The organism is Agarivorans sp. DSG3-1 (assembly GCF_046774965.1).
Lineage (GTDB): Bacteria > Pseudomonadota > Gammaproteobacteria > Enterobacterales > Celerinatantimonadaceae > Agarivorans.
In genome coordinates, this window is the sequence record NZ_CP177241.1 from 269203 (window position 1) to 286816 (window position 17614).

The 17614-nt window shown below is 41.1% G+C and carries 16 protein-coding genes and 1 tRNA gene; 5 read left to right on the top strand and 12 right to left on the bottom strand.

Annotated features, from left to right (window positions below; all coding sequences use genetic code 11):
• Positions 1-17 precede the first annotated feature (17 nt).
• The 3 genes from dnaG to ACLD71_RS01275 all read left to right on the top strand — a co-directional run bounded on the left by dnaG (position 18) and on the right by ACLD71_RS01275 (position 3943).
• Complete coding sequence (gene dnaG, locus ACLD71_RS01265; protein ID WP_411992528.1) at positions 18-1784, top strand: DNA primase; 1767 nt, start codon at positions 18-20, stop codon at positions 1782-1784.
• Positions 1785-1931: 147 nt separating this feature from the next.
• Positions 1932-3755, top strand: coding sequence for an RNA polymerase sigma factor RpoD (gene rpoD / locus ACLD71_RS01270; RefSeq protein ID WP_137675402.1), 1824 nt, complete (start codon positions 1932-1934; stop codon positions 3753-3755).
• A gap of 111 nt (positions 3756-3866) precedes the next feature.
• Positions 3867-3943 (top strand) — tRNA-Ile (locus ACLD71_RS01275).
• A 504-nt stretch (positions 3944-4447) separates the two neighbouring features.
• On the opposite strand, the gene ACLD71_RS01280 is transcribed toward ACLD71_RS01275, so the two are convergent.
• The 10 genes from ACLD71_RS01280 to ACLD71_RS01325 all read right to left on the bottom strand — a co-directional run bounded on the left by ACLD71_RS01280 (position 4448) and on the right by ACLD71_RS01325 (position 12804).
• The gene (locus tag ACLD71_RS01280; protein ID WP_411992530.1) at positions 4448-5050 is read right to left on the bottom strand and encodes a hypothetical protein; all 603 of its coding nucleotides are present in this window, start codon (positions 5048-5050) and stop codon (positions 4448-4450) included.
• A gap of 34 nt (positions 5051-5084) precedes the next feature.
• A complete protein-coding gene (locus ACLD71_RS01285) occupies positions 5085-6197 on the bottom strand; it encodes a hypothetical protein (RefSeq protein WP_411992532.1) in 1113 nt (370 codons plus the stop codon).
• Entirely contained in the window at positions 6194-7780 is a 1587-nt protein-coding gene (locus ACLD71_RS01290; protein WP_411992534.1) for an AAA family ATPase, read from the bottom strand. Before ACLD71_RS01290 ends, ACLD71_RS01285 begins: the two co-directional genes overlap by 4 nt.
• 112 nt (positions 7781-7892) lie before the next feature.
• Positions 7893-9476 carry a replication endonuclease gene (locus ACLD71_RS01295; protein WP_411992536.1) on the bottom strand — a complete coding sequence of 528 codons (1584 nt, stop codon included), beginning with the start codon at positions 9474-9476 and terminating at the stop codon, positions 7893-7895.
• Positions 9463-9729 (bottom strand): hypothetical protein, encoded by a 267-nt coding sequence (locus tag ACLD71_RS01300; RefSeq protein ID WP_411992538.1) that lies wholly within the window; start codon positions 9727-9729, stop codon positions 9463-9465. The genes ACLD71_RS01295 and ACLD71_RS01300 overlap by 14 nt, the downstream gene beginning before the upstream one ends.
• Positions 9722-9973 (bottom strand): helix-turn-helix transcriptional regulator, encoded by a 252-nt coding sequence (locus ACLD71_RS01305; protein WP_411992540.1) that lies wholly within the window; start codon positions 9971-9973, stop codon positions 9722-9724. Before ACLD71_RS01305 ends, ACLD71_RS01300 begins: the two co-directional genes overlap by 8 nt.
• A gap of 62 nt (positions 9974-10035) precedes the next feature.
• Complete coding sequence (locus ACLD71_RS01310) at positions 10036-10980, bottom strand: hypothetical protein (protein ID WP_411992542.1); 945 nt, start codon at positions 10978-10980, stop codon at positions 10036-10038.
• Positions 10981-11114: 134 nt separating this feature from the next.
• Positions 11115-11711, bottom strand: coding sequence for a hypothetical protein (locus ACLD71_RS01315; RefSeq protein WP_411992544.1), 597 nt, complete (start codon positions 11709-11711; stop codon positions 11115-11117).
• A 78-nt stretch (positions 11712-11789) separates the two neighbouring features.
• Positions 11790-12302, bottom strand: a complete 513-nt coding sequence (locus tag ACLD71_RS01320) for a hypothetical protein (RefSeq protein WP_411992546.1) — start codon at positions 12300-12302, stop codon at positions 11790-11792.
• 19 nt (positions 12303-12321) lie between these two features.
• Positions 12322-12804 (bottom strand): hypothetical protein, encoded by a 483-nt coding sequence (locus ACLD71_RS01325; protein ID WP_411992548.1) that lies wholly within the window; start codon positions 12802-12804, stop codon positions 12322-12324.
• Between the two features lie 808 nt (positions 12805-13612).
• Between ACLD71_RS01325 and ACLD71_RS01330 the strand changes: the two genes are divergently transcribed.
• A complete protein-coding gene (locus ACLD71_RS01330; protein WP_411992549.1) occupies positions 13613-14527 on the top strand; it encodes a hypothetical protein in 915 nt (304 codons plus the stop codon).
• Here the strand turns inward: ACLD71_RS01330 and ACLD71_RS01335 are convergent.
• Both ACLD71_RS01335 and ACLD71_RS01340 read right to left on the bottom strand, forming a co-directional pair.
• Positions 14524-15756, bottom strand: a complete 1233-nt coding sequence (locus ACLD71_RS01335) for a tyrosine-type recombinase/integrase (RefSeq protein ID WP_411992551.1) — start codon at positions 15754-15756, stop codon at positions 14524-14526. The genes ACLD71_RS01330 and ACLD71_RS01335 overlap by 4 nt on opposite strands.
• A gap of 270 nt (positions 15757-16026) precedes the next feature.
• Positions 16027-16476: an Lrp/AsnC family transcriptional regulator gene (locus ACLD71_RS01340; RefSeq protein WP_411992553.1), complete on the bottom strand. Its 450-nt coding sequence runs from the start codon at positions 16474-16476 to the stop codon at positions 16027-16029.
• 141 nt (positions 16477-16617) lie between these two features.
• Between ACLD71_RS01340 and ACLD71_RS01345 the strand changes: the two genes are divergently transcribed.
• Positions 16618-17613 (top strand): DMT family transporter, encoded by a 996-nt coding sequence (locus tag ACLD71_RS01345; protein ID WP_411992554.1) that lies wholly within the window; start codon positions 16618-16620, stop codon positions 17611-17613.
• The last annotated feature ends 1 nt before the right edge of the window (position 17614 follow it).

Consider the following 17614-nt stretch of genomic DNA (forward strand, 5'->3'; position numbering starts at 1 on the left):
ACTGAAGATGGTAGTGAATGGCCGGAAGAATACCGCAACAGTTTATCGATGACTTATTGGCTCGTACCGATATTGTTAGCCTTATCGATCAGCGTGTACGTCTTAAAAAAGCCGGAAAAAACTATTCTGCTTGCTGCCCTTTTCATAATGAAAAATCCCCCTCTTTTACCGTAAGCCAAGACAAACAGTTTTATCACTGCTTTGGCTGTGGCGCGCATGGCAATGCCATCAGTTTTTTAATGGAGTACGACAAACTAGAGTTTGTTGACGCCATTGAAGATCTCGCTAGCCAAATGGGTGTAGAAGTAGAGCGGGAAAATACCAACAACAGCAAGTTTGATCAGGCCAAGAGCCAGCAACAGCGCCAAGCCAGTAAAGATTTATACGAGCTTATTGGCCATGCTAGCCGCTTTTTTCAACAGCAGTTGCGGGTTCACCCCAACAAGCAGCAAGTGATCGACTATTTAAAAAGTCGCGGCCTAAGTGGCGAAGTGGTTCAACGCTTCTCTATTGGTTATGCGCCCGACGAATGGGACGCCTTAGGAAAAGCACTAGGCGGCTCTAAGCAAGCTAGCCAACAATTGGTTGATGCTGGCTTATCGATAGAAAACGACAAAGGCCGCCGTTACGATCGCTTTCGCGATCGCGTTATGTTTCCTATTCGGGATAAACGCGGCCGTTATATTGGCTTTGGTGGTCGAGTATTTGGTGATGGCACACCAAAGTATTTAAACTCGCCAGAAACTAGCGTATTTCACAAAGGCCGCGAGCTATATGGCTTGTACGAAGTTCGCCAAGCACATAAGCAAATACCACAAATACTGGTGGTTGAAGGCTATATGGACGTAGTCTCGTTAGCTCAATTTGATATTGACTACGCTGTAGCTTCGCTAGGTACTTCAACAACGCCGGAGCATTTACAAACACTGTTTAGAACCAGTAGCCAAATTATTTGTTGTTACGACGGCGACCGAGCAGGACGCGATGCAGCATGGCGCGCCTTAGAAAACGCCTTGCCTCATTTGCGTGACAACGTAGAACTTAAGTTTATGTTTTTGCCCGATGGTGAAGACCCAGACACCTTGGTACGCCAAGAGGGCAAAGATGGCTTCGAGCAACGCATGCGCGATGCGATGCCGTTATCGCGATTCTTGTTTGAACGCTTAAGCCAAGAAATAGACATTACTACCGACGCAGGAAAAAGCCATTTAGCCTCTCGAGCTTACGAGCTTATCTCGCAGGTAAATGCAGCATTTTATAAAGAAACCTTGCTGACGGAATTGGCCACCCAGAATCGAATGATTCGTAGCCAACTGGAAAAAGAACTGGCGCAGCTAAAACAAGCTGAGCGCAGTAAGCCCAATGCCACCGCTAAAATGAGCTTAACGCCAATGCGAAAAGCCATTGCGATGATTTTGCAGCGCCCTGCTATCGCCAATGACTTACCGCCGCCTGAACAACTAAGGCAAGTAAATATTAAGGGCATGCCCTTACTATTGGCCATTATTGCCGAGATACACAAAAAAACAGATATCACTACCGCCCAGTTATTAGAACGCTGGCGAGACCAACCAGAGCAAAAGCACTTGAGTGCGCTGGCTGGCTATAATTTAGAAATTGATGAATCAGGTTACCCAGACGAGCTGCAAGATATTATTGCCAGTTTTGTCGAAAAATTACTATTGCAGCGTTACGACCAACTCAACGTTAAATCACTAAACGGAACACTGAGTGTGGAAGAAAAACGTGAAATGCTGCAATTAGTAGTGGAATTAAAGCCTTAAATGGGCTGACTAAGTAATAAACAAAAAGTTTTTGGTTAAATGCCCTTGATATAGAAATTTTAACCCATACTTGATATAATTCTTCGTTTGCGCTTATAGCGCTTACGTTTATGGTTTTGCTAGCTTAATCTACTTCGGATGACATCTATGGAACAAACCCCACAGTCTCAACTCAAACTCCTTCTCGCAAAAGGTAAAGAGCAAGGCTATTTAACTTATGCAGAGGTAAATGACCATTTACCTGCTGATATCGTAGATTCCGATCAAGTTGAAGATATCATTCAAATGATCAACGACATGGGTATCCAGGTACATGAAAATGCACCCGATGCCGATGACTTATTGTTGGCGGAAAATACTACCGATGAAGACGCAGCTGAAGCCGCGGCTCAAGCGCTTGCAACGGTAGAATCAGAATTAGGCCGAACTACCGACCCAGTACGTATGTACATGCGTGAAATGGGTACCGTTGAACTGCTTACTCGTGAGGGCGAAATCGACATCGCCAAACGTATTGAAGAAGGCATTAACGAAGTTCAACGCAGTGTTTCTGAGTATCCAGAAACCATCTCTATCTTGCTTGAAATGTACGACCAGTACCAAGCAGAAGAGCTAAAAATTAGCGACATCGTAAACAGTTTCATCGACGAAGACGAAGTAGCCGAAGCAGCACCTACAGCTACTCACATCGGTTCAGAGCTTGAAGAAAAAGATCTTGAAGACGAAGACGAAGATGAAGACGAGGAAGAAGAAGACACAGGTCTTGACCCAGAATTGGTGAAAGAGCGCTTCGAAACCCTTCGTGACCAATACGATAAAACGCATAAAGCGATTGAAAAGCACGGCCGAATGTCTGCCCGTGCCACCAAAGAGATTTTTGAACTAAGCGAAATTTTCCACACGTTCCGCCTAGTACCAAAACTGTTTGATAAGCTTGTTGCCAGCATGCGCACCATGATGGAACGAGTTCGTACTCAAGAGCGCCTAATTCTTAAATTATGTGTTGAGCAAGGCAAAATGCCAAAAGGCACTTTTGTTAAAGCCTTCTCTAAAGACGAAACAAATGAAACATGGTTTAACGAACATAAAACGTCTGCCAAAGACTACGCTCCTGCGTTAATGGCCGTAGACGAAGAAGTTCGCCGTTGTATCTTCAAACTGAAAAGTGTTGAAGAAGAAACCGGCTTAACCATTAACAACATTAAAGACATCAACCGCCGTATGAGCATTGGTGAAGCGAAAGCTCGCCGTGCGAAGAAAGAAATGGTTGAAGCTAACTTACGTTTGGTAATTTCTATTGCGAAGAAATACACCAACCGTGGTTTGCAGTTCTTAGACCTTATCCAAGAAGGTAACATTGGTCTGATGAAGGCCGTAGATAAATTTGAATACCGTCGTGGTTACAAATTCTCTACTTACGCTACTTGGTGGATCCGTCAGGCAATCACTCGTTCAATTGCAGACCAGGCACGAACTATTCGTATCCCGGTTCACATGATTGAAACGATTAACAAGCTAAACCGTATTAGCCGTCAAATGCTTCAAGAGATGGGTCGTGAGCCTACTCCAGAAGAATTGGCTGAACGTATGTTAATGCCTGAAGACAAGATCCGTAAGGTACTTAAAATTGCTAAAGAGCCAATCTCCATGGAAACACCTATTGGTGATGATGAAGATTCGCACTTAGGTGACTTTATTGAGGATACCACTTTGTCGATGCCAGTAGACGCAGCGACCGGTGAGAACCTTAAGTTTGCCACTCAAGAAGTACTAGCAGGCCTAACCCCGCGTGAAGCTAAAGTACTACGTATGCGTTTTGGTATTGGCATGAACACCGACCATACACTTGAAGAAGTAGGCAAACAGTTTGACGTAACCCGTGAGCGTATTCGTCAAATTGAAGCCAAAGCACTTCGCAAGCTTCGTCACCCTTCTCGTTCAGAGCAACTACGCAGTTTCTTAGACGAATAGGCCGCTAAACGGCGAATAAATAAGCGCTTAGATTCAAACGCATAGACAAGGCTGAGATGTTTTTTTATAATCCAGCCTCGTTGTTTGAGCTAAGCTCGCAACACCCAATTTGGCCCTTTAGCTCAGCTGGTTAGAGCACACGACTCATAATCGTTAGGTCCACAGTTCAAGTCTGTGAAGGGCCACCACATACAAAGGCGTAGAAGGTTAGTAACCACTACGCCTTTTCTATTTTTACTTTCTGTGTAGCAAATATGTAGCAGATTTTCTGAAATAACACTTTTTAAAGCTAGCTTTAAACCCATTTACTCTTCACTTTGTATTCCTGTTCGCCACCAGTATTCACAACCCAATCAAAAACTAGCTCAACGCTCACAAGATCAATTCTTCGGATTAATTGATGTAGTTAGACTTGAAAGCTAATGGGACACCTCAGAGCGAGGAAGAGAGCTGACGACTTAAGGATGCTTACTTGGAAGCCTGAAGGCCGGTACTTCCGGCATGAACTAAACACCTGTTCATAACATATTGATTAAAAGCCAAAGTGGGTAATTCCACCTTGGCTTTTTTGTGTTTGCTACACACGGGAAAGTTTGTAAAAGGGTTAATATTAGCTAATATTCGTCTTTACAGGTTTTTTGAATCTTAAAGTCACTCTCTTTTTAAACAAGCAACCCCCTAAATTTTAGTGGCTATTTTTTAGGCAACTCTACATCAACAAGAAAAGTAGCCTGTTGAAACATTAGTGCCATATACATAAATAGTAGCGATACAGCTATAAAGAAGTAACCAGCCAAATGAAAACCAGCTAATCGATTCACCATCCCACCATCAACCAGCAATGGAATTTCGGTAACCATCATAATCCCTATTGATGCGGTTACAGCGTAAATTGATACTAGCTTCGCAGCCTCTATCCACCGGCTTTTTCTAGTACTATAACGGTCAACAAACTTGAACAGATTCTTATCAAAATCAATATCTATATATCGCTTAAATTTTCCATATCTTTTTAAATATCTAAATGCTCCTGGAGTATATAAGAACCATTCGATTTCTTTAGAGGATAGGTCTCGAGAAGTTACACATGACAAAGCAACGCGAATTGATGGCATATTATCTCTTGCATCAGAACCGCACAATTGTTGAAGCGCTTTGAATACCTCAAAATGCTTCATACCATTAGCAAAGGAAAGAGCCTTCATTCGGTAGATGATATAAATCAAACCCAAAACCCCTCCTATAATACCTAACGCCTCAACAGAAAAAGACACTATACTGCCAGATTGGATCATTGCTTCCTCCTAGCATTAATTGAGGGTATATTTATTAGGAAGCCCTTGCTCGCCCTGCTTTAGGAGCACAGCCCCATGCAATAACTTTTTCTCCAATAGCCTCCCACTCCTCTAGAATGATTCCAGACAGTCGTTCAAAAAGCTTTCTTTTATGCGAATCATCCATTACTTCTAAGCTTTTTTCCAATATTCTCTCTCCGAATCCATCTAGTTTTATACAGCTTCCGCATTCTATACAATCATTATTCTGAGCGCAGGGCTTTATACCAAATGTAGGCTCAGCCACAAAGAAGTCCTTCCAGAAAGCCGACCAACTAGGTTGAAGAGCTTGTTTCAACGTAATTCCATCTTTATGATCAAAATATTTTCTAAACTCTCCGCTACTAATTTGCTCTAATCGCTTCATTTTCTCTAATACATCAATACTATTGGCTGGATAACCTTTCGAAACTAATGCTTCTTCAATAACTTCTTCAGGTAACAAAGATTCTATCTCGCGAACACTCAGCATCTTAGCTTCAACTGTTCCATCGATACAAAAGCCATTTTGACCAAACTGACGGGCGGTGCTACCGACCGACGCACCTGGATACTTTACATCGTTGTCTACAATACAAAGTGCAAGCTTCTGTGAAGACTTATACTCTGAGTAAACACTATATGTATGTGACCCATATCCACAATGTTTACTTAACTTCAAGTTGAAATTGTAGTTAGACTTTCTATTCAAATACCCATCTGCAATTATTTTAAAGAAATCAAAATCTTTATCATTTTCGGGAATTAATGTAGATGGCTGGACTCTTAATGTAGAGTTGAAGTAATCGTAAGAGATTTCAATAATATTTTGCCCATTAGCATCCAAATTATTAACATAATGAGAGCGGTCAAACAAAACATGAACCACCACCGATATTTCATTAGATACTGTTTTATACTCTCTGGATAAAAAATGAAGTTCTGAAATTGTTTGCAGACTAGAAGAACTCAAGTGAGAACTTCCTCTGAAATGACGTATCAACTTACGATCACAATAAACAACATGATTACCATCTCTTTGGGCAGATAAAATATTTTCGAATGCTGAAACCTTTTGATGATAATCGACATCAAGCTCATCGGGGTTACAAATGACCTTCAATATCATTCAACACTCCCAGAAAAAAAACCAATAGGCCAATTAATCAAATCGCCATCTTCATCAAATTTTGAAAAACTTACATTTGAGAACTTTCTATGTTCACCTTTATCAAATATTGCAATATTAACGTCATGCTCAGATAACTCTCCAACTTCAATACAGTCACCTAGTGCATTAATCATTGTTCTGCTATGTGTTTCAAATATTATTGATACTGATGAGTTATATCGGTTTTTTACGGTAACCACCTTGGCGAATAATTTGGCCAACCTCATTTGGTATTCCGGATGCAAGTGTAGCTCTGGTTGTTCGATAGTAAATATTAGCTGCCCTCTCCTTCTGTATCTGTAACGTTTGGAAAATCCTGTTTGCGATTCAAACCAAATAGATGCAACAATAGGCAATATTTGAGAAAAACCAAATCCCATATCATTGATGTTATACTCATGACTATCATGTTTATTTTTTATTTTTAGAGCATAATGAAGTCCTAACTCTTCGACTCGAATTGAAAACCCAAAGTTTTCCTCTGTCCATTTTGAGAAACTCTTTTTCTGAGTCTCAGGGAGAGATTTCAAAAGCATTGCCAAATTTGAACCAGTATGATCAATTTCATTAACTTGAAGATCTTGATGTCGATAATATCGTTCAGCTGTTGCTCTTAAAGGTGCTATATACCGAACACCTTTGAAAACATTGCTCAAATCACGATTAATTGTTTCCAGCAAGTCTATTATATTAAATCTTATTAGCGTCTTAAAGAAAACCTCTACAATTTCATCTCCACGCTCTTCTAAGTTACGAATAAATACGCTATTACCAGAGTAGACATAATGCAAAAGCTTATACAACGACTCTCTGTTGCATATCCCGATCTTATCTAGCCCCTCTCTTATTTTCCCAACTGAGGTGTTGGAATGAAAAAAATCACGCAATCTAGGCAAAGATTTCCTAAACAAGTAATCTGTAAGAAATTCCTCATCAAACTGCTTAATAGTTGTTTCTTCTCCATCACTTAAGTAAACTTTCTTCTGAGAAAACTTACCAATATGAGGTATGAACTGATTTCCTAAAATGTGGGAAATGCCAACTTCGATACCATTAAATGAAAAAACCCCCTTTTCTTGATTCTGAAATTTAAATTCAAAAATTTCATCTTCTAAAGTAATTTTAACAGCCTTCGCAACCGTTTTTTTATTTTCTTCTCCCACAGAAACACTTACATCCAAATCAATATCACTCTCAACAGCCATATCTCTAGAAAAAGTTCTTCTATATCTCGTCCCATACCTAGAGAAATCATCCAACGTTAAGCGCAACTTAAAATCAAAGTGAATTTCTTCATCATCTAAGTCATTATTTTTCACCTCAGAAAAAGCCCCTAAATCCACATAAGCTCCGTACCACAGAATAGGACCTGTAGTATCGGTCTCGACAGACTGCCTTAACAAAGGAAAGCTTCTTATAAACGAACTTTTTCCGCTGCTGTTTTTACCTAGCAATACAGTTAATGGCTTGATATCTATAAATGCATTTTCTTTCGCGTTGGAAAAACTACGGAAGTTTCTAACTCGCAGTGATTTCAGCATGACTGCCCTTAATAATTATTAATAAGGGAAATAGTACCATAGCGACTTAATGACAGATATCTAGTTAACAAGGTTGATTCACACTATTTTAAGAACTCAAGCGTACACTTATTTACAGAACTCCAAGTAAAGCCGAAGAGCTTGAACCTTTAACCACCTGCCATTCAAAGTGGCGGGTGACGATTTCTAAACCTTGATAAAGCACGCCCTTAAGACGTTTAACAAATACATCGCCATAGGCGTTGGTTTTACATTCGCCCGTTTCGGTATCTACGGTTTGCTGGTAGTAAACCCTTAATGGCCTGTTGGCTAACTTGCACCACACGCCGCCCATTACCTTGGTAAACTCCTTCCAGTTGGCGGTATCGGCAGCTTTAAAGGCTTGTTGGATGGTTTCATCGAACCTGCAGACCTTCTTTAGTCTGCGTAGTTCTCGCCAAACGGTGACCGATGCCCCGCCCACTTGTTGAAACTGCCTTATACGCCAACAAGCCGCCCATGCGTTAACTCTTGCGGCCGCTTCTATTGGCTCTTCACCATGTATGCCACTGTCTAGTGATTTACCGTTAATGTTCTTAGACACATACTTAGCTAAGTAACCTGCTGCGCTGCCTTTGTTTGGGTCTATCTCTACCGCTTTAAATCGGTGTAAGTCTGCACCTTTTTCATCACCATCTTCTTCAAAGGCATAGTGACGATAAATATCTAACATGTGTTGCTTTTGTTCGGGTGCGATAAATACCAGTAAATGCCAATGGGGTGTGCCGTCATGGTGGGGCTCGGCCACTCGAATGCCGTAAGGCTTTATATTGTCTCTATCGAGCTGGGCGCGGATTTTAGCGTAGATATCACGTAGGTATTGTTGACCATCTTTAGGCAGCGACCCATTCCATTTAGGATTGCGGTGGCCAGTAGTGCCATAGCTAGAATGGTACTTAGACGGACAAGTTAACGTTAAGAACAAACCAACATGTTTATGCTCTTCGGCTAACTCTTGAAAGCCCCTCGCCCTTACCATTAGTTCTTGTCTGCGGATTTCGGGATTAGATACATTTAAGTCTGATAGCTCTTTTAAGCTGTAACGTTGCCCTGCATCGTTTATCACAAAGGAGCTAGACATAAGTTTGTCTTGATAGGCCAGTTGCGCTGTTCGGCGGTTAAGAGTGATGTTGCTACAGTAGATTTGCTTTCTTTTATTCACTAGCCCTATGTGTTGCGCGGTGGCCTCGATATCTTGATTCAATTTTTGGCGTAGCTTTCTAAGCCACCAACCACTGTTCTTAGTGCGGTTGATAGCCCCTTTGTAAGCATCGCTTTCGGTGTTGGCATTAGTCACTTTACCTTTTAATAGAATACGAGGAATAGGCGGCTTTATGCCTTTACCCCGTATGTAAGCGGCTATATCTTCATAAGCAGATTTAGGTGAGTCACTTAAGCGTGTAAGCCTAGTGCAGTTATCAGCCTTTTCAGTGGCTTTTTTTCTTAAGTCTTCTTCACACAAATCTAGGTTTAAGCTTATGGGTTTAGCGCCAATGGCTTTGGCTACGTTATCGCGAGTAGTGCGGATGCCAATATTGGCATCTCGCTTAGTAGGCGCAGCATGATACTGCGCCATAAGTGGCATTCGAAACTCTGTAGGAAAGCTGGCTAATATACGCAAAACATACGCTTTATCATCATGGTCAGGTACGGGCATTAAACACCTCCCAACCTTTGGTGCTAATACCGTAAATTCGCCACGGCGTTCCTAAGTAACTTGTGACCTTGTACCGAACCAAACCATTAGCGATTAAGTTGTTTAAGGTTCTTCGGTCAAAGCCTTTGCTTAATTTACCCCTTACCGTCATATAAAACTCTTCACCTTTTTGGTTAAGGCAAAACTCGATATGTAGACCGTTAGCAAAATCGCTTAGCATTCTCTTGGTAGCATCGGTTAAATCGTTAAACATGAGCTACACCTCCCAACTGACCCAAATGCTCTAGGCGTTGAAAACTGCAAAGCCATGCGTCTAAGTCTTCGCGTAAATAGCGAACTGCTCGGCCAATTTTAATAAATGGTGGTGCAGGGGTGTGGTTGTCACGATTGCCGCTCATACGCGCTTGGCGTAAGTAAGAGCGGCTCATGCCTATATAGATAGATGTTTCTTGTTCGGTTAGTACGCGTTTATCAGTGTTGCGTGTTGTATGTTCCATGTTATGTACCTTGATTGATTAACTTCGAGGTACATTGAAACTCTCACTTTTCTCACGTGAGACTAGCCGTGAGAAAAGTGATTAATATTTTTTCTTAATGCAGACATTTTATTATCAAAACTGCGCCTAGATAGTTCTCGTTCATTATCAGAAGCATCAGACCAAACCAAAAATTTATCACCTATTTCTTGAATAAGCTCATTTTGGTCAAAGTTAAACAGCTCTTCGTTTACATCGGCTTTTAATAAGGCCCATAACTTAGTAGAACTTTTTCCTGAGTGCGCTTCAAAAAGTCGGGTCAATACCTCATCAATTGCATAAACACGCTGCTTGTCTTCTTCACACTTAACATCAGTTAACATTTCTTTATCTGCAGGACCAAAGATCTCTGCCTCTAACTTAGCTAATGAAGCCAAGCTAATGCCTAGGTCTTTGTACTCAAATTCAAAAGGGTGTTCTTTCAAAACATGCTCTGGCGTATGCTCAGCTTTCTCTCTTAAGCTGTCGCTTACAAAGGGCTCGGTTTCAAAACCTGCTGGAGCGTTTTTTTCAAGCATGTTCTGAATCATATCCAAGCCTTTAACCCAATCATGAGTTTCCGATAAAACCTGCTCAAAAAATGGGAAAATGTGAATAACGTGATGCTCGGTTAACTCTCGGGGATATCCCCATTCGCGATACAGCTTATTTGGAAAACCAACGGTATATGGAATAGGAGCCGAAAGTAACTCAGCCCCAGTAATATCAACGGCTCGTCCGAAACGTAATCGGACTTTTTTCTCGTCTACAATCGTTACTGCATGCTCAGCAGGAATACCCACCCAACCACGGTAATTGTAGGTTCCTAAACCTCGGAACCCTTCTTCGAAAAACACACCAAGAATCGATTTGGTTTTTCCAACAAAACAAGCCCATTCAAGCTCAGCTAAGCTGGCACTTCGGACAACTTCCGTTTCCGTTAACTTGGAATGATTACCAACTTCAGATAACGATATAAACTTTTCCAAAACAACTCCTTTTGCTATTAATTGCACTTGGGTTTAGTTCTCATCTAACCTTCGTATTAGAGTTAAGCATCCTGCGTCTTTTCATAGCGTTTAGCGGTCCAACAAAACCAATTAGCAATATTCAAGTTACTTATCTAGTTCTTGCGATTATATTTAGCAACCAACCTTTTAGCGTTAGCTATCCCGACAATGCTATCCAAGCCCATAAAACCAATAAAAATCAAATATATCGAAAGGCTAAACCAACCTATGTATCTGAGGATCTCATATTCAATAACCAAATGACTTGATAAGAGCATCGCAACACCGACGCCTCCAACAACAACATAATTAAACCAAGCAATCACAAACTCACGCCAAAGGTTAGACTTACCCTTCCAGTAGATTATTGAATTGTATTGTTCACTAAATTCAAGGTATCGGCGACCAGAGCGATAGTAAAATAGATTCTCCGTGGGAGTATCAGAGTTTAAAATGAGTTTAATCCCTCGATAAGGAATTTGAACCCTAAAGTGATCTAGCATTAGCTGCTCGACTATAAAGAAATCCCTATTTTCACTTTCTTTTAAGTAAGAAATTAAATTCTGAAGGGATTCAGAATGACGCGAACGGTTCGTCGAATAGTATTCTCTTATTTTTTTTTGAAGATACAGGATTAACCCTGAATAAAGCAAAATGTAGCTTGGGGCTCCAAACTCTTTAATTAATTCAGAGATTAACTTCAGCTCCATGAAAATCTTCCTATATAAAGACTCTTCTTCATCTCAGTCTCGTAGCCATAAAGTCACAAAAAATAGTAAAAGCATTACTTAATCTAACGGCCCAGTTTTAGGAATGTACTGACCATTAGCATGTCTAAAAAACACATTGCACTCTGTCAGCTCAAAATCATCGCCCGTCATTTGAACATAAGGGTTTAGCTCAATGTATACATCGACATTACTACCTTCACTTTTTGACGCGCCTACAATTGCTTTGTACACATTGTATTTTTCATCAATGAAAACCTCAGCAACACTTAAGTCTGAGTTTGTCCAAGGCATTCTGAGGATCAAATCACCTTTACAGTTTGGGGCTTTTATCGGGAAAGAATTTTGTTGAACCCTCACCTCAAATTGCCCTCCATTCATAACAAATTGCTCAGCGCTAAATTCCTTTATTGAACTAATGCTATGATCATTCAATGAAAGCATCATGTGATAATAGCTTTTGCCATTAGCCGTTGAAGTAACAACATCTTCACTACTTGCGCAACTAATGTTACTCAGCATCATACCTACACTAACGCATGCTATGGCTAACGTTTTTCTTATACTCATCATTATCTATCAGCTCTACATTCTATGGAGTTACAGGAGCAACGTATTTGTTCCACTTGTCTATGTACTCATGTGGAAGCCCCTTGCCTAAAGGCGTGTTGTAATATTGCTTCCAATAATTAGCTTGGGCTTTAATGTCACCAGCTTTTGGCAGTGCTGCAGGAACACGCATATAGTGAACCCTTGCCATAGCAGCAGCGTATTTATCGTTGTTTTCTAGCTCAGTGATTTTGTTAGCGTTGGGAGAACTCAGAAATGAGATTACGTCTTTCGCAAGGCCTTTACGGTACTTCAAAAAATTATCCCAAATATCATCATGTGTAGCAGGTTCCATCTGAAAATAGCCCTTAGCTGGACCACCTCCAACCTGACGTCGATACATGAAGTTGAGGCTTTCTTGCACCGCTGTGCCCAATAGGAGCTCTTCGGCCGCCAAGTTAGGACCGCCAATCTTCAAAAGAACGGGCTTTATAACCTGCGTTCTAAACACTCTTGCTTTGCTCATGCTTCTAACTACCTGATAATTTGAAGTTATATAGTAACCCAAAGTCTAATGACAAAAAACACTAATAACCTAACAAACAATAAGGGCAGCAATGACACTGGTATCTATCAAACGAATGGCGTCACTTTCAAAGCCGCTAACATTAGGAAGCGAGTAGAGCGACTAATCAAGCAGAGACTTTGTTAACTTCGCAACTGCAACACTATAAAAAACGAGAAAGTACCCTAGAATTGCCATCGCAAATAGAACAAATAAAATAATTGGTTGATGGATATTTTCCAATAATATTGCTTCTGTGTTAGTCGGCAACCTTTTAAACAACCCCGCAATACTAGAGCTCTGCCAAACAAAAAAGAGTAGTAGAGTATACTTGATTGGCCTATTCAGAACCGTGTGATTTCTCCAATTTGACATCTGCGACGTCAGAATTGACATAACGAAACCTGAATAAAACAATAAAAAGGTGACCATTTTGTTTACTCCTTGCTAATAAAAAAACTTGGTAAGGCCTCACAATACATCTCGGATAGAGCCAAATGTATGTAAGGTTCAAGTAGCCCCATTTCTTACCCAGTTTTTATACCTCTAAGTTTTAAAGTGAATCTTAACTATCCAACACAAACACAACATCAAAGTCCATATACTTCAGTATCATAGATCACTAATAACACATAACATAATATGATTGTATCCGTTAATTCAATACTATAACCTTTCGCACAAGGCAGGCTCTGAATCTATGGAATGAGAAATCTCATTAACCAGCAGGGAAACGGAAAATGAGAGTTAATGAATTAAGGAGTAACAAATGAGCAAGAAGCGAAAAGGAAGAAAAAACACTGCGAGCCCAAAACGTAAAACTGAGCGACCACCCCAAAAAAAACGGAGTTTGGCACAAAAATTAGGTATTGTTGCCATAATCTCATGCGTAGGAGCACTATACCCTTTATTTAAGGACTATATAGCCAGCTACAAAGATGAAGGTTTGGTTGTTAATCTATATAACAACCAGTTCCCCTTGAGCGAAAACACTCCAACTTATATCGTCTACGCGCAACCAAGCGATCAAAGACAAGCTAACCACTTAATCCCTCTAAGGCTATCCATCAAGAATAAGGCTTCCTATGCAGATGAGAATGTACTCGTTTCTCTCTCTTACGAAAAAGAAAGCAGGAGATTCGACATCGGCAATACTGTCTTTACGCAAATTACTGAAAATCGTTTCAGTGACCAAGTGCAAAGAGAAGTCACTAAGCTGGGCTCTAAGGATGTATCCAGAATTAACTATGTTTACTTACCTCAACTTCGAGAAGAAAAGTTTGTCGAAGTTGGCTTGACTCATAGCGCAACATTTGAAGAGTTAGAAGGCTATGTAATGGCTAGCGGCCAAGGTCTAGACGTAACTATAAGAACTGCAAGTCACAAAGACAAAGATAGGAGCTGGCCTGTGCGATATCGGGGGCTTGAGTTAAATGACACTGACGGAATGCTCTGGTGGATGGAGAACTGGTACAGCAAGAGTCTTGCTATAGAGCTTAGAAATGAAATGAGTTTTTGGCAGTATCTACTCAAGCTCGTGTCATCTGAAGAGGTTCAAGTCTATGGTGTAGAGTTTGACTTCGCATACCACGATCAGCTCAAAGCTTACATCCCCAAAACTGAACACTCTCGGCTAATAGGCGCTAGATTTGCCCCATACTCAATTGACCTTTTATTCAACTAAAGCAAATTAACTGCATTTGCCTTGTGCTCCGGCGCAAGGTGAGCATAACGTAATGTCATGTTCATATCTGCATGGCCTAGTAATTCGCGAACTGTGTTTAAATCGACACTTTTCATCACTAGCTTACTAGCGAAGTGGTGGCGTAAATCGTGAAAGTTAAAATCTTCTAACTCGGCCAACTCAACCACCTTCGCCCAGCCTTTTTTAATATCGGTTAGCGCTTTTCCCTCCTCGCCCTCGAATACATAAAGTTTACTGGTAGTTTGTTTGCGCCAATCTTGAATAACCTGCTGCACTTTTGGGTTTAAAGGAATATGGCGGGTTTTACCTGATTTAGCGGCTTCACCGCGAATAGTTAAGCTAGGAATATTCAAATCTATATCAGCCCATTTCAACCCTAAGATCTCACCTCTACGCATGCCTGTATTCATAGCCATTAGCACTATGGGTTCAATGTGGTCAGCAAAACGGCTGTTATCTAAGTTAGGTAGTGGCTCGTAACCGCGTTGTTCTCTAAAAGCATTACCACTATTACGTTTTTCTTTGGTAGTTTTGTCTCGTTGGCGCAAAGCTCCTAGCAAAAGAGCTTCTTCATCATCATTGAGATAACGCACTCTAGAGTTGTCCAATTTGTAGGCTTTTACTTTGCTTAATTCGTGAGACTCAATTATCCCCCAATCGACCGCTCTACTTAGCGCACCTTTTAAGGTGTTCACGTTGTAGTTAATGGTCGCCATTGAAGCGCCTTTCTTTTTACGCTCTGAGCGCCATTTCTCAATATCCCACGCGCTAATCTCTGCAAGCTGTTTATCAGCTAAGCACACAAAGTTTTTCAGCAATACATTCTTAATTTGGTTTGCAGTACGAGTATTGTTGGTAACTAACCAAGGATGATATTTGTTTTCTACATAGGTGGCAAAGCGGGTGAATTTCTCGGCGGCTACCTTGCGCTTTAGGATTTGCTTCTCTAGCTGCACATCTTTGCCAGCAGCAACTTCTCCCACTTTTTGTTTTGCCAAATCGCGAGCTTGAACAGGGCTAATATGCCCCGCTTTACCGAGTAAAAAATTGACCTGTTTACCGTTAATTCGGTAATAAAGGTAGTAATTTATCGCCCCAGATGCCGAAATTCGCGCGTGAAAGCCCTTTATTTCGGTGTCATTTATACGTTTATCGGCAGGAGAAAGCGCCTTAAGCGTTGATGTACCTATCTTTCCTGTAATAGCCAAGTGCAATTCCTGTGTAGCAAATATGTAGCAGATTGGCAGTATAACAGTGTTTTTCAATATTATTCAGTGAACAAACAATAACATACCAAACCATTGATAAATAAATACAAAATAGCACTTCGCTGTTCATTGCTGTTCACTGCGATATACCCTAAAATACCCCTAAATCGGACTCATAATCGTTAGGTCCACAGTTCAAGTCTGTGAAGGGCCACCATATTAAAAAAGGCGTAACACTCAGTGTTACGCCTTTTTTGTAACTAGCTATGACTAAATCGGCAAAGCTTGTTGGTTTTTCACTTCTCGAATCGCAAAGCTGCTGTCTACTTGGCTTACCATTGGCAAGCGTTGTAGCTCTCTTACCCATTGTTCGTAGGCGACTAAATCCGCTGTAAGTACTTGTAGCAAGTAGTCAAAAGCACCCGATACCGTATGGCAGCTAACCACAGCAGCCATATCACTCACCGCTGATTCAAAGGCCATTACAGGTGCGTCTTGATGCTCTTTTAAACGCACATGCACAAAGGTGGTAATGTTTAAGCCCAATTTAGATTTACTTAAGTGAGCTCGGTAGCCTTCTATAAACCCTTGGTCTTCTAGTAACCTTATTCGCCTTGCAACGGGTGACGGCGATAGCCCCACTTTATCTGCCAATTCGGCGGTGGTTATTCTGCTGTCTCGCTGAATTAAATAAAGTAGCTCTTTATCAACATTGTTCACACAGCCCTCATTAGCTCAAAACATCACTTAATAAGTAAAATCTAACACTCAGAGCCAATTAAGTCTTCTTTGCTGAATCAAAGTACCAATTATCACTGTTATTAATTAGTAATAATAAAGGGGTAACCAAGGAAGGCTCCTATGCAAATACCTCAATCATTGACACATGTTAAACAACACTACTCTGGCAGGCCTCTTGTGCAAGCTATTCAAAGTAGCCAGCAACAACAGCGCTTAGGTTTGTTAGCGGTAATGGCCACGGTATTGGTTTGGTCTGCTTACTTTATATCTTTGCGGAGTAGTGCGTTATCGCCCTTAAGCTTACTTGAGCTGAGCTTGTTTCGTTATGTGATTCCAGGATTATTGCTCAGCCCCTTACTGATAAAGCGTTGGCAGCGCATTCGCCAAGTACCGTGGTTTTATTTAGCTGGAATGGTGATTGGAGCTGGCTTGCCATTTTTTCTGGGGTCTGCGGTAGCCATGGGCTTTGCGCCCGTTGCGCATGGCAGTACCTTGGTGCCGGGAGTAGCTCCTCTCTTTGTAACGGCTATTGCCGTACTAGTCTATAAGCAACCTTTTGAATCGTTTAAAAAACTGGGCTTAAGCGCTATTGGCGTGGGAGTAATACTGTTGCTGGCGAGTAGTTGGCAGCAAGTAAACTCACAACAAACCTTTGGGCAGCTAATATTTTTGGTCGCGAGCTTTTTATGGGCAGTATTTACCATTTGCGCTAGGCAAAGTGGTTTAAAGCCCTTAGAAACAGCTGCCGTAGTTACGGTACCCAATGCTGCAATGCTATTGATTTATCTTATCAGCTTCGGCTCTCATACTTGGGGCTTTACTCAACTACCTTGGCAAGCCTTAGCGGCACAAATGCTGGTACAAGGGCTTGCAGTGGGTTTGTTGGCCAGTTTTTGCTACGGCTATGCCATTACTCGATTAGGCGCAGAGCTAAGCTCAGCCTTGGGTTCACTAACGCCTGTATTTGCCTCAATGTTTGCTTATTGGCTATTTGCTGAAAGCCTCGATCTACTAACAATTATAGGTATGATAAGCACTGTATTAGGTGTGATTGCCGCCAGCGGATGGTTTAAAAAACCTGTTCAAACTATCTCGCTATCTCGTTTAAAGGAATGAC

Excerpts from the sequence above, each read along its gene's own strand:
- ACLD71_RS01315 (WP_411992544.1), bottom strand. The coding sequence starts at position 11,711 with ATGGAGCTGAAGTTAATCTCTGAATTAATTAAAGAGTTTGGAGCCCCA.
- ACLD71_RS01330 (WP_411992549.1), top strand. The coding sequence starts at position 13,613 with ATGAGCAAGAAGCGAAAAGGAAGAAAAAACACTGCGAGCCCAAAACGT.
- ACLD71_RS01300 (WP_411992538.1), bottom strand. The coding sequence starts at position 9,729 with ATGTTTAACGATTTAACCGATGCTACCAAGAGAATGCTAAGCGATTTT.
- ACLD71_RS01345 (WP_411992554.1), top strand. The coding sequence starts at position 16,618 with ATGCAAATACCTCAATCATTGACACATGTTAAACAACACTACTCTGGC.
- ACLD71_RS01325 (WP_411992548.1), bottom strand. The coding sequence starts at position 12,804 with ATGAGCAAAGCAAGAGTGTTTAGAACGCAGGTTATAAAGCCCGTTCTT.
- ACLD71_RS01290 (WP_411992534.1), bottom strand. The coding sequence starts at position 7,780 with ATGCTGAAATCACTGCGAGTTAGAAACTTCCGTAGTTTTTCCAACGCG.
- ACLD71_RS01305 (WP_411992540.1), bottom strand. The coding sequence starts at position 9,973 with ATGGAACATACAACACGCAACACTGATAAACGCGTACTAACCGAACAA.
- dnaG (WP_411992528.1), top strand. The coding sequence starts at position 18 with ATGGCCGGAAGAATACCGCAACAGTTTATCGATGACTTATTGGCTCGT.
- ACLD71_RS01295 (WP_411992536.1), bottom strand. The coding sequence starts at position 9,476 with ATGCCCGTACCTGACCATGATGATAAAGCGTATGTTTTGCGTATATTA.
- ACLD71_RS01320 (WP_411992546.1), bottom strand. The coding sequence starts at position 12,302 with ATGATGAGTATAAGAAAAACGTTAGCCATAGCATGCGTTAGTGTAGGT.
- rpoD (WP_137675402.1), top strand. The coding sequence starts at position 1,932 with ATGGAACAAACCCCACAGTCTCAACTCAAACTCCTTCTCGCAAAAGGT.
- ACLD71_RS01280 (WP_411992530.1), bottom strand. The coding sequence starts at position 5,050 with ATGATCCAATCTGGCAGTATAGTGTCTTTTTCTGTTGAGGCGTTAGGT.
- ACLD71_RS01285 (WP_411992532.1), bottom strand. The coding sequence starts at position 6,197 with ATGATATTGAAGGTCATTTGTAACCCCGATGAGCTTGATGTCGATTAT.